The 11,762-nt window shown below is 65.8% G+C and carries 12 protein-coding genes and 1 pseudogene; 8 read left to right on the top strand and 5 right to left on the bottom strand.

All coding sequences use genetic code 11. From position 1 onward, the window contains the following. The 3 genes from IC66_RS0117830 to IC66_RS0117815 all read left to right on the top strand — a co-directional run. The coding region (locus IC66_RS0117830; protein WP_038948524.1) for an electron transfer flavoprotein subunit alpha/FixB family protein at positions 1-444 on the top strand (444 nt) is incomplete at its 5' end. A 209-nt stretch (positions 445-653) separates the two neighbouring features. Next, positions 654-1,535, top strand: coding sequence for a 3-hydroxybutyryl-CoA dehydrogenase (locus IC66_RS0117825; RefSeq protein ID WP_028139924.1), 882 nt, complete (start codon positions 654-656; stop codon positions 1,533-1,535). A 225-nt stretch (positions 1,536-1,760) separates the two neighbouring features. Continuing rightward, positions 1,761-1,955 (top strand): hypothetical protein, encoded by a 195-nt coding sequence (locus IC66_RS0117815; protein ID WP_028139925.1) that lies wholly within the window; start codon positions 1,761-1,763, stop codon positions 1,953-1,955. 6 nt (positions 1,956-1,961) lie between these two features. Here the strand turns inward: IC66_RS0117815 and tlpA are convergent, their stop codons facing one another. Next, positions 1,962-2,627, bottom strand: a complete 666-nt coding sequence (gene tlpA / locus IC66_RS0117810) for a thiol:disulfide interchange protein TlpA (RefSeq protein ID WP_028139926.1) — start codon at positions 2,625-2,627, stop codon at positions 1,962-1,964. Between the two features lie 101 nt (positions 2,628-2,728). Between tlpA and argH the strand changes: the two genes are divergently transcribed. The 3 genes from argH (at position 2,729) to lysA (ending at position 5,800) form a co-directional block, all read left to right on the top strand. Continuing rightward, positions 2,729-4,126 carry an argininosuccinate lyase gene (gene argH, locus IC66_RS0117805; protein ID WP_028139927.1) on the top strand — a complete coding sequence of 466 codons (1,398 nt, stop codon included), beginning with the start codon at positions 2,729-2,731 and terminating at the stop codon, positions 4,124-4,126. Positions 4,127-4,220: 94 nt separating this feature from the next. Then, positions 4,221-4,511, top strand: coding sequence for an LPS translocon maturation chaperone LptM (lptM, locus tag IC66_RS0117800; RefSeq protein WP_038948523.1), 291 nt, complete (start codon positions 4,221-4,223; stop codon positions 4,509-4,511). A 23-nt stretch (positions 4,512-4,534) separates the two neighbouring features. Beyond that, positions 4,535-5,800, top strand: a complete 1,266-nt coding sequence (gene lysA / locus IC66_RS0117795) for a diaminopimelate decarboxylase (RefSeq protein ID WP_028139929.1) — start codon at positions 4,535-4,537, stop codon at positions 5,798-5,800. Positions 5,801-5,977: 177 nt separating this feature from the next. On the opposite strand, the gene IC66_RS0117790 is transcribed toward lysA, so the two are convergent. Further along, the gene (locus IC66_RS0117790; RefSeq protein WP_038948522.1) at positions 5,978-6,886 is read right to left on the bottom strand and encodes an NAD(P)-dependent oxidoreductase; all 909 of its coding nucleotides are present in this window, start codon (positions 6,884-6,886) and stop codon (positions 5,978-5,980) included. A gap of 232 nt (positions 6,887-7,118) precedes the next feature. Beyond that, positions 7,119-7,502 (bottom strand): carboxymuconolactone decarboxylase family protein, encoded by a 384-nt coding sequence (locus IC66_RS0117785; RefSeq protein WP_018316258.1) that lies wholly within the window; start codon positions 7,500-7,502, stop codon positions 7,119-7,121. A 165-nt stretch (positions 7,503-7,667) separates the two neighbouring features. Between IC66_RS0117785 and IC66_RS0117780 the strand changes: the two genes are divergently transcribed. Both IC66_RS0117780 and IC66_RS0117775 read left to right on the top strand, forming a co-directional pair. Further along, positions 7,668-9,617 (top strand): TIGR02302 family protein, encoded by a 1,950-nt coding sequence (locus IC66_RS0117780; protein WP_038948520.1) that lies wholly within the window; start codon positions 7,668-7,670, stop codon positions 9,615-9,617. Then, on the top strand, positions 9,605-10,750 hold the full coding sequence (locus IC66_RS0117775; protein WP_028139932.1) for a DUF4175 family protein: 1,146 nt from the start codon (positions 9,605-9,607) through the stop codon (positions 10,748-10,750). Before IC66_RS0117780 ends, IC66_RS0117775 begins: the two co-directional genes overlap by 13 nt. 278 nt (positions 10,751-11,028) lie before the next feature. On the opposite strand, the gene IC66_RS0117770 is transcribed toward IC66_RS0117775, so the two are convergent. Together IC66_RS0117770 and IC66_RS0117765 are read right to left on the bottom strand one after the other, a co-directional pair. Then, positions 11,029-11,403: a response regulator gene (locus IC66_RS0117770; protein ID WP_028139933.1), complete on the bottom strand. Its 375-nt coding sequence runs from the start codon at positions 11,401-11,403 to the stop codon at positions 11,029-11,031. A gap of 41 nt (positions 11,404-11,444) precedes the next feature. Further along, positions 11,445-11,762: pseudogene (locus IC66_RS0117765) on the bottom strand (thioredoxin); the annotation flags it as partial.

Here is an 11,762-nt window from a genome sequence, read left to right as displayed (position 1 = left end):
GCGCCGGCCGATCCGGCCCTGTCGTCCTTCGTCGGCGAGGAGGTCGCCAAGAGCGATCGTCCCGAACTGACCTCGGCCAAGATCATCGTCTCCGGTGGCCGCGCCATGCAGAGCCGCGAGAATTTTGCCAAGTACATCGAGCCGCTCGCCGACAAGCTTGGGGCCGGTGTCGGTGCCTCGCGTGCGGCGGTGGACGCCGGCTATGCGCCGAACGACTGGCAGGTCGGCCAGACCGGCAAGGTCGTGGCGCCCGAGCTCTATGTCGCCGTCGGCATTTCCGGCGCGATCCAGCATCTGGCCGGCATGAAGGACTCCAAGGTGATCGTCGCGATCAACAAGGACGAGGACGCGCCGATCTTCCAGGTTGCCGATTACGGCCTGGTCGCCGATCTCTACCAGGCGGTTCCGGAATTGACGGCCGAACTTGGCAAGCTTGGCAAGTAAAAGACGCCAAAAACACCGGCCGGAGGCATAAACTCCGGCCGGTGTTTCATTTCTGAAGCGTTTTCTTTGGCGTGGGGCACGCCGGGGAAGCGATCCAATCTAGGTTTCGAGCCCGGGTTCTGATTAAATCAAGCTTCTGATCAAATCAGACCTCCCGGCTCGGGGGATAGCAGGCGCGCTCGTCGCGCGCCGTTCCGGTGGATGACATTATGGCGGCAGTGATCAAGAAGGTCGGCGTGATCGGCGCGGGTCAGATGGGCAACGGCATCGCGCATGTCGCGGCGCTGGCCGGCTTCGACGTGGTGCTCAACGACGTTTCGCCTGATCGCCTCAAGTCGGGCATGGCCACCATCAATGGCAATCTGGCGCGCCAGGTCTCCAAGAAGGCCGTCTCCGAGGACGACAAGGCCAAGGCGATGGCGCGCATCACGTCCGCCGAGAAGCTGGACGACCTCGCCGACTGCGACCTCGTGATCGAGACCGCGGTCGAGAAGGAAGAGGTCAAGCGCAAGATCTTCCACGAGCTCTGCGCGGTGCTGAAGCCCGAGGCAATCGTCGCCTCCGATACCTCCTCGATCTCGATCACCCGGCTTGCCGCCGCCACCGACCGGCCCGAGCGCTTCATCGGCATTCACTTCATGAATCCGGTGCCGCTGATGGAGCTGGTGGAGCTGATCCGCGGCATCGCCACCGACGACCAGACCTTCGAGGCGTCCAAGGAATTCGTTGCCAAGCTTGGCAAGCAGGTCGCGGTCTCCGAGGATTTCCCGGCCTTCATCGTCAACCGCATCCTGCTGCCGATGATCAACGAGGCGATCTACACGCTGTATGAAGGCGTCGGCAACGTGGAGGCGATCGACGCGGCCATGAAGCTCGGCGCCCACCATCCGATGGGCCCGCTGGAGCTGGCTGATTTCATCGGCCTCGATACCTGCCTCTCCATCATGCAGGTGCTGCATGAGGGGCTGGCCGATTCCAAGTACCGCCCGTGCCCGCTGCTGGTGAAATATGTCGAGGCCGGCTGGCTCGGCCGCAAGACCCAGCGCGGCTTCTACGATTACCGCGGCGCCAAGCCGGTTCCGACGCGCTAAGGCGGTTTCGTGCCCCGGACGCTGCGCAGCGCGTCAGCGATGCGCTGCAGAGCCGGGGCCCAGAAGCCTCGTGCACGCTGAAGCATGGGTCCCGGCTCTGCGGTGCGTCACTTCGTGCCGCGCCGCGTCCGGGACACAGACAAGAGGCCACACCACGGTCCTGTGACAATTCATGTCTCATTAACCCCTCGCGCCTAGGCTGCAGCCGGTAAGAGGGTTCGCGTAATGGACATGATGGCAATGGTCAGCACCATGCTGGCCGCTCAGCAAGGCGCGCTGCAGTCGAATATCTCGGCGACGCTGACCAAGCAGAACATGGACATGGAGAAATCCACCGTCCTGACGCTGATGGGTGCCGGGCAGCCTTCGCTGGCCAATGTCGGTGCCGGCGTCGGCGCCAATCTCAACGTCACCGCCTAAAAATCCCTAGAGCGCCGCGGCGGCCTTGCCCGTCGCCGCCCGGATCAGCTTGAGCGCGTCCTCGCTCGCCCATTCCGCCGGTCCCGCAATCGTCGCAATCTCGCAGCCTTGCGGATCGACCAGCACGGAGGTGGGCATGCCAAGCGCCCGGCCTATCGCCTTAAGATCTTGAAAAACCTTTGCTTTTTGGTCGCTGAAATAGCCGATCCTGGTCAGATTGGCCTCTTTCAGGAACGTCTTCGGCTTCTCGGGGTCGCGGGTGTCGATATTGATCGCCACCACCTCGAAATTCGGGCCCGACAGCTTGCTGTGGAGCTCGTCCAGCGCCGGCATTTCCTTCCGGCATGGCACGCACCAGGTGGCCCAGAGGTTCACCAGCAGCGTCTTGCCGCGGAAATCGGACAGCTTCTTCGGCTTGCCGTCGGCGTCCTCGAAGGCGAGGTCGGGCAGCTTCAGGGGGGCGCTCGCCATGGTCAGCGCCGCCAGCTCGCCGTGGGCGAGGGGGGCGATTTTCTGCGCCGTCGCAACCGCCGGCTTGCAGGCCGGATCGCCGCCAGGCGACCGGCCCAGGCCCAGTCCGTACAGCGCGGCGAAGCCGGCCAGCCCTCCGACCGCCACGGTGGCGATGACGAGGGGGACCCGGCGCGTGGCGGAGGGCGTCTTATCGAGCATATCGTTTGTCATCCGGTCGCAGATATGGCTATCAGGGGCCTCTTAATACGGCTGGCGGCGGCCAGCAAACGTGCGGCAAATCAAGGCGTGAGCAGGGGATCATGAGCAACAAGATGTGGGGCGGCCGGTTCTCGGAACGTCCCGACGAGATCATGGAAGAGATCAACGTCTCCATCGACGTCGATCGTCACCTCTTCGCCCAGGACATTGCCGCGTCCAAGGCCCACGCTGCGATGCTTGCCAGCCAGGGCATCATCACGGGCTCTGATGCGAAAAATATCGGCAAGGGTCTAGACACGATTTTGTCAGAGATCGGCAAGGGCGGCTTCGAGTTCAAGCGCGCGCTTGAGGACATCCATATGAATGTCGAGAGCCGCTTGTCCGAGCTGATCGGCCCCGCCGCCGGCCGCCTGCACACCGCGCGCTCGCGCAACGACCAGGTCGCGACCGATTTCCGTCTCTATGTCCGCGATGTTCTCGACGAGACCGACGCGGCGCTCGCCGCGTTCCAGGCCGCGCTGGTCAATCGCGCGCTGGAGCATGCCGCCACCGTGATGCCCGGCTTCACCCATCTGCAGACCGCGCAGCCCGTGACCTTCGGCCATCATCTGCTCGCCTATGTCGAGATGGCCGCGCGCGATCGCGGCCGTTTCCAGGATGCGCGCAAGCGGCTCAATGAATCCCCGCTCGGCGCCGCCGCGCTGGCCGGCACCTCGTTCCCGATCGACCGCCACGCCACCGCGAAGGCGCTTGGCTTCGACCGTCCGATGGCGAACTCGCTCGATGCCGTCTCCGACCGCGACTTCGTGCTGGAGACATTGTCGGCCGCCTCGATCTGTGCCGTCCACATGTCGCGCTTTGCCGAGGAGATCGTGATCTGGACCTCGCCGCTGGTCGGCATGATCCGGCTCAGCGACAAGTTCACCACTGGGTCCTCGATCATGCCGCAGAAGCGCAATCCGGATGCCGCCGAGCTGGTGCGCGCCAAGACCGGCCGCGTCATCGGCGCGCTCAACGGTCTCCTGATCGTGATGAAGGGCCTGCCGCTCGCCTATCAAAAGGACATGCAGGAGGACAAGCAGGGCGCCATGGAGGGCTTTGCCGCGCTGTCGCTGGCGATCCGCGCCATGACCGGCATGGTCCGCGACCTCGTGCCTGACGAAGCCAAGATGAAGCTTGCTGCGGGCGAGGGCTATGCCACCGCGACCGACCTTGCCGACTGGCTGGTGCGGACGCTGAAAATGCCGTTCCGTGAAGCCCATCACGTCACCGGCCGCATCGTCGCCAAGGCCGCCGAGGGCGGCGTCGCGCTGCACGAGCTGCCGCTCAAGGAGATGCAGGCGATCGAGCCGAAAATCACCAAGGACGTGCTCGGCGTGCTCTCGGTCGAATCGTCGGTGAAGAGCCGCACCAGCTTCGGCGGCACCGCGCCGAAGAACGTGGCGTCGCAGGCCAAGGCCTGGGCGAAGCGGCTGGAAAAAGAGCGAAAATTGGGCTGAGGGGCAAAATTTCGCTTATGTTTCATGGTCATCCGGCTCTCGCCAGAGCGCGCCAATCTCTGTATGGTGCGCCCCGCGTAGTGGGGATTTCGTCGTGACGTCAAAGTTTCGCCCGGCCGGCTCGGGGTGGGCCATCATTGTCTTGAGCCTGACGGCGCTTGCGCTTGCCGGCTGCGGCCGCAAGGGCCCGCTGGATTTACCGCCGACCGCCAACGCGCCCACGGCCAACGGTGCTGCGCCAACCGACACCGAGACCGAGGCCCAGAGGACGCCGAGCGTGTTCAATCCCACCTACGGTGCGGATGCCGCGCCTGCGGCGGCCAAGGGCAGGAAGAAACCGTTCATTCTCGATCCGCTCCTGGACGAACCTCCCGGCAAGAAATAAGCCGGGACAACCGAGCCTGCGTCATGAACCATTTCGACTATCGCAACGGCGTGCTGCACGCCGAGGCGGTGAACCTGTCCGAGCTGGCCGCAACCGTCGGCACGCCGTTCTATTGCTATTCGACCGCGACGCTGGAGCGGCACTATCGCGTCTTCACCGAGGCCTTCGCCGGCGAGAAGGTGCTGGTCTGCTACGCCATGAAGGCGAACTCGAACCAGTCGGTGCTGCGCACGCTGGCCAAGCTGGGCGCCGGCGCCGACGTTGTCTCCGGTGGTGAATTGAAGCGCGCGCTGGCCGCCGGCATTCCGCCGAATAAGATCCTGTTCTCCGGTGTCGGCAAGACCGAACAAGAGCTGCGCGCCGCGCTCGCCGCCGACATCCTCTGTCTCAACGTCGAATCCGAGCCCGAGCTCGAGCTACTGTCGCGCCTGGCGACCGAGACGGGCAAGACCGCGCGCATCTCGCTCCGCGTCAATCCCGATGTCGACGCCGGCACCCACGCCAAGATTTCCACCGGCAAGTCCGAGAACAAGTTCGGCATCCCGATCGTGCATGCGCGAGAGGTCTATGCCCGCGCCGCCAAGCTCCCGGGCATCGAGGTAACAGGCACCGACGTGCATATCGGCAGCCAGATCACCGACCTCTCCGGCATGGAGACCGCCTTCCGCATCCTCTCCGAATTCGTGCAGACGCTGCGCGCCGACGGCCACAACATCTCCCATGTCGATTTCGGCGGCGGCCTCGGCATTCCCTATTACATGGACCGCGAGGCGCCGCCGGCGCCGGCGGCCTATGCCGCCATGGTCAAGCGCGTCAGCCACAATCTCGGCTGCACGCTGATGTTCGAGCCGGGCCGCATGATCGTCGGCAATGCCGGCATCCTGGTCGCCAAGGTGATCTATGTGAAGCACGGCGACGGCAAGAATTTCGTCATCATCGACGCCGCCATGAACGACCTCATTCGCCCGACGCTGTACGAGGCACATCACGACATCCTGCCGGTGAAGCAGCCCGCCAAGGGCGCGGCCACCATCATGGCCGATGTCGTCGGCCCGGTCTGCGAGACCGGCGACTATCTCGCACTCGACCGCACGCTGCCGACGCCCGCGCCCGGCGATCTCATCGCCATCATGACCGCGGGCGCCTATGGCGCGGTGCAGGCCGGCACCTACAACACGCGGCCGCTGGTGCCGGAGGTGCTGGTGAAGGACGATCAGTACGCCGTGGTCCGTCCGCGCATCGAGGTCGAGCAGCTGATCGCGATGGACACGCCGGCGCCGTGGCTGTGAGACGACGCCGGCTCAACAGCCGCGGTGTCGTCGCCGCGTAGGCGGGGACCCATAACCACAGGAAGTGGTTATGACTCGAAGCTGGTGACTCCGAGCCTTCGCCAAACACCCTCCTGTGGCTATGGGTCCCGGATCTGCGCTTCGCTTGTCCGGGACGACGAGCGGAGATTGGGATCGCTACTTCCCCGTCACCCCACCCTTCGCTCCACCCACCACAACGCCCGCCTTCTTCTCGATCGGCTTGATCGCCGCGGTGAAATCGGACTCGGCGCCTTCCGCGCTGATCACGGTCTCCCACAACCGCCCGACCGCGTCGGCGACCTCCATCGACAGGCCGAGCTGCTTCATCTCCTCGAGCGCCAGCCGCACGTCCTTCACCATCAACCCCGTGGCGAAGCCGAAGTCGAAGCTGCGCGGCAGCACGGCGCGCGGAAACTTGTCTCGGCTCGCGGTGTTCATGCCGGAGCCGGCATTGATGACGTCGATCATGACGGCGGGATCAAGCCCGGCCTTCACGCCCATCACGACCGCTTCCGAGGTCGCCGCGATCGCGGTGGCCGACAGGAAATTGTTGGCGAGCTTCATGGTCTGCGCCGCGCCGGGCTTCTCGCCGATGAAGAACACTTTCCCGATCACGTCGAGGGCGGGCCTGAGCAGCTCGAACTCCGCCTTCGGCCCTGACACCATCACCGCCAGCGTGCCCTTCTCGGCACCGCCGACGCCGCCGGAGACGGGGCAGTCGATCTGCACGATGTTGCGCTTGGCGAGGAGGCCGTGAATTTTCACGGCCATCGCGGATCCGACGGTGGAGAGATCAATGAAGCGCTTTGCGCGGCTGCCCTCGATGACGCCGTTCGCTCCCGTTGCAACCTCGAGCGAAGCCTGCAGCGAGGGCAGGCTCGCCATCACGGTCTCGACCTGGTCGGCGACGTCCTTCGGCGATGTCGCTGGCTTAGCGCCGAGCGCTTCGAGCTTGCCCGTCACCTCCTTGCGCGTGTCGAACACGACGAGCCTGTGTCCCGCCTCGATCAGCCGCCGCGCCATCGGGAAACCCATGTTTCCGAGCCCGATGAATCCGATGTCCATGGTGTTTCCTTGTGGTTGTTATTCGTTGGTGGTTGAACGTGAAGCGGCCATCATTCTCCGCTCGTCGTCCCGGGGCATCGCGAAGCGATGAGCCCGGGACCCATAACCACAGGGAGGTGTCGTTGCGCGGAAGCGGTCACTCCGAGTCCCGCTAACCACAGCTGCCTGTGGTTATGGGTCCCGGGTTCGCGCTACGCGCGCCCCGGGACGACAGCGGAGATTTGACGACATCTCACGCCTTGCCGTCGATCTCCGCGAACACCTCGCGCGCGATGCGGAAGCTGTCGACGGCGGCGGGCATGCCGCCATAGATCGCGACCTGCATCAGGATCTCGCGGATCTCCTCGCGGCTGACGCCATTGGTCAGCGCGCCCTTCAGATGCGCGCGAAACTCGTGCTGGCGGTTGAGGATCGCGATCATGGCGATGTTGAGCATGCTGCGGGTCTTGCGCGGCAGCTCCTCGCGGCCCCACACCGTGCCCCAGCAATATTCGTTCAGCATCTCCTGGAACGGGCGGTTGAAATCGTCGACGTTCTTCAGTGCGTTGTTGACATAGGCCTCGCCCAGCACCGCTTTGCGGACTTCCAGGCCCTTGTCGTGCATCTTCTTGTCCATGGCGTTTCCTCTCTTGTCCCTCGGGGCGGCGCGGAAATTACGGGGTTGCCGCGGGCCAGTCACGTCCTCGTGTTATGCGGGAAAAGGGGTGTCTCCCGTGCCGGAACGGATGCCTCAGTGCTGCCGTTGTGATAGGCTTCTCTACCGGGCAACCTGGAGAGTTGATTGAACGGCGTCACCCCCGACCCGTCAGACCCGATCCGCAACAGCGATGCTCTGTCGCGGCTGAAGCTGGCGCAGGCCCTCGATCGGGCCATTTATGCCATCGCGTGGGAGCGTGCCTGGCCGAATTTGGCGCGGCTTCTGACCGTCGTCGGGCTGTTCCTGGTGGTGTCCTGGGCCGGCCTCTGGCTGGCGCTGCCGTTCATTGCCCGTGCCATCGGTCTCGTCGTTTTCGCCGGCATCGCCATTGCCGTCCTGTTTCCCTTGATTCGCTTCCGCTGGCCGAGCCGCGAGGAGGCACTCAGCCGGCTCGATCGTGGCTCCGGCATCCGTCATCGCCCGGCCACGACGCTGACGGACACGCTGTCCTCGCAGGACCCGGTCGCACAGGCGCTGTGGCAGGCGCAGCGCGAGCGTACGCTGGTCTCGCTCAAGCGCATCCGCGCCGGTCTGCCGCATCCGCGGCTCGCGCTGCATGATCCCTGGGCGCTGCGCGCGCTGGTCATGGTGATGCTGGTCGCGACCTTCTTCGCCGCCGGCGATGAGCGCGCGATGCGGCTCGGGGCCGCTTTCGACTGGAACGGCGTGCTGGCGCCGGCCAATGTTCGCGTCGATGCCTGGGTCACTCCGCCGCTTTACACCGGCAAGCCGCCGGTCATCCTGTCGGCCGCCAACAAGGAGGCCGCGGCGGTGCCCGCCGCCGGCCCGCTTGCCGTTCCCGCCGGCTCAACCCTGATCGTACGCTCCTCCGGCGGCAGCCTGGATGTCGTCGTCTCCGGCGGCCTCAAGGAGGCCGCTCCCGCGGAAGCCGCGCCCAAGGGCACCAACGAGAAGCATTTCACCATCACCGCAGACGGCACCGCGCATGTCCGCGCGCCCTCCGGCCAGCCGCAATGGGCGTTTGCGGCAACGCCGGACCGTGCACCGACGATCGCGCTCGCCAAGGATCCCGAGCGCCAGGCGCGCGGCGGGCTCCAGCTCTCCTACAAGATCGAGGACGATTACGGCGTCACCGGCGCGGATGCGCAGATTGCCTTGCGCCCCGCCGACGCCAAAGATGCCGTCAAGGATGGCAGCAAGGATTCCGACGGCAAGGCCGCGGCGCGTCCGCTGTTCCAGCCGCCGCAATTCCCGCTCGTGCTGCCGAACGCGCGCACCCGCAACGGCGTCGGCCAGACCGTGAAGGATCTCAGCGAGGACCCCTATGCCGGCGCCGACGTCACGCTGACGCTCACCGCCAAGGACGAGGCCGGCAACGAGGCCAGGAGCGAACCCTTCAACATGCGCCTGCCCGAGCGTCTGTTCACCAACTCGCTCGCGCGCGCGCTGATCGAGCAGCGCCGCATCCTCGCGCTCGACGCCAACAGGAATTCCGACGTCTACACCGCGCTCGACGCGCTCATGATCGCACCCGAATTGTTCACGCCGGATGCCGGCTGCTATCTCGGCCTCCGGAGTCTGGCGAGCCAGCTCGAGGCCGCCCGCACCGACGATGCGCTGCGCAACGTGGTGGCGAGCATGTGGGCCTTCGCGACGACCATCGAGGATGACGGCGTCGCCGGCAGTGTCAACGCCGCGCTGCGCTCGGCGCAGGATGCGCTCAAGGCGGCGCTGGACCGCGGAGCCAGCGAGGACGAGCTCAGGGTGCTGACGCAGAAGCTGCGTGAGGCCATGGCCGGCAAGGTGCGCGATCTCGCCCGCCGCGCCGAGCAGAATCCGCTCGGCGCCCGGCAGCCGTTCCCGGCGGAGGTCCAGCTCATCCTCGACAAGGCAGTCGAGCTGCGACAAAAGACCCAGCATGCGACGCCCGAGCAGCTCGCCGAGCTGGCGCAGCAGCAGGACGTCTTGCGCGAGCAGCTTCAGGCCTATCGCAAATCGGCGAACAGCCGTGCCAACAAGGCGGGGGACGACAAGACCAACCAGTTTACGCGGGACCGGAAATGCGGAAGCTAGCACCCGTGCCAGTCTTGAAGGCGATGTCGATCGCCTGCCTCGCCATGCTGTTGGGCGGCGTCTCGCCGGCCGCGGCTCAGCTGGATCAGGATCCCGATGCGCTGCTCGACAGCGCGGAAAAGGCGATGCAGGAATCCGGCGACAGCCTCAGGCAGAAGGAATCCGGGAAGAGCCTGAACAACCAGTCCGACGCCATTCAGAAGCTCGAGGAGTACAAGCGCGCCACGGAAAGAAGCCAGTCGTCCAATCGCGATCGTTCCGTTATCACGCAGCGCGATCTGGATGACCTGCTGCGGCAGATCGAGAAGGCGGCGCGCGAGGGCAATAAAGAGGCGGCCCAGCGCATGCTCGAGCAGCTCGCGCAGATCATGGAAAATCTCCAGATGGCGCAGCCCGGGCAGTCCGGCGAGAGCGACATGGAGCAGGCGCTGAACGAGCTCAGCGACATGATCCGCAAGCAGCAGCAATTGCGCGACAAGACTTTCAAGCAGGGCCAGGATTCCCGGCGTGACCGCTCGCGCGGCAAGCCGCAGGGCGACCAGTCGATGTCGGACCTGCAGCAGGATCAGCAGTCGCTGCGCGACCGCCTGAAGAAGCTGCAGGACGAGCTCGCCAAGCGCGGCCTCGCGCAGAAGGGACAGAAAGGCCAGAAGGGTCAGCAGGGTCAGAAAGGGCAGCAGGGCGATCCGGGCCAGAGCGGCGATCAGGACGGCGACCAGGGCGATGATGACGGCAGCCTCGATGCCGCCGACGGCGCCATGGGCGATGCCGGCTCGAAGCTCGGCGAAGGCAATGCCGATGGCGCCGTGGACTCGCAGGGCAAGGCCCTCGACGCGATGCGCAAGGGCGCGCAGAAGATGGCCGAGGCGATGCAGCAGGGCGATGGCGACGGGCAGGGCGATGGTCCCGGCAATCGGGCCGGCCGGCAGCAAAGCGGCGGCAATCAGACCGATCCGCTGGGCCGCCCGCTTCACGGCCGCGATCTCAGCGACGACTACACCGTCAAGATCCCGGGCGAGATCGACGCCCAGCGCGTCCGCCGCATCCTCGAAGAGCTCCGCCGCCGCCTCGGCGACAGCTCGCGCCCGCAGATCGAGCTCGATTACATCGAGCGGCTGCTGAAGGATTTTTGAGGCGAAGTCGCCACAAGCTCACTGTCATCGCCCGGCTTGCCGCCTTCGCTGAAGCTTCGGCGTGCCAGCGCCGTGTGGGCCTTGGCGGAGCCGGGACCGGGCGATCCAGTATTCCAGAGACAGCAGTGACTAAGTCGATAGGCCGCGGCGTACTGGATGCCCCGGTCCCGGCTCCGCGATGCTACGCCGGGCCCACGCGGGTACTCGGCCGGCGAAGCGTCAGCGAAGACGGCAAGCCGGGGCATGACAGCGGTATGTGTGGTTAAGGTTGCCCGCCACTACCCCTTTTTCGCCGCCAGCGCGTCCGCCACCGCGGTGCGGATGTCGGCGACCGAGAACGGTTTTGTCACGACGTCGTGCACCAGCGCATTGAGGTTCGAGGCGCGCTCGCGCTGGTCGGCAAAGCCGGTCATCAGCAAGATGGTCAAATCGGGAAAATCGCGCGCGGCGGAGAGCGCCAGCGCGATGCCGTCCATGATAGGCATCTGGATGTCGGTGAGCAGCAGGTCGAAGGCGCCGTCCTCGCGGGTCAGGATCTCCAGCGCCTCGGCGCCGTCCTGCGCGGTGACCGTTTCGTGCCCGTCCATGGCGATGGCGCGCGCCACCAGCGTGCGCATCGAATCTTCGTCATCGGCGATCAAGATCTTCGGCATGAGACCAACTTTCGGACCAACCTCGGTACCGGGCGGCGCGATTATACGCTGCCGCCGGCAATGTCGCGCCGGTTGAAGAAGCGAACGTCGATATTGCGGCCTTCCGGCGGCGGCGAGGCCAGGCGGGAGCGGAAGAAGGCGCGCTCGCCGGGCCGCAGCACGGTCTGCTCCAGCACCGTATTCCAGGCGTAGATCTCGGCGCCTTGCCCGTCGCGCACGGCAAAGCGCAGCCGCGGAATGTCGAGCGGCTTCTTGCCCTCGCCGACGATCACACCCTCGATCACCAGCACCTGCTTACCGTCCACGGTCTCGCTGGACAGCTTCACGTCCTTGAAGGCGAGGCCCCGCAGGTTCACCTC

Origin of the sequence: Bradyrhizobium genomosp. III (genome assembly GCF_000261705.1) — a bacterium.
GTDB lineage: Bacteria > Pseudomonadota > Alphaproteobacteria > Rhizobiales > Xanthobacteraceae > Bradyrhizobium > Bradyrhizobium ottawaense.
This window is presented reverse-complemented; position numbering and strand designations above follow the sequence as displayed.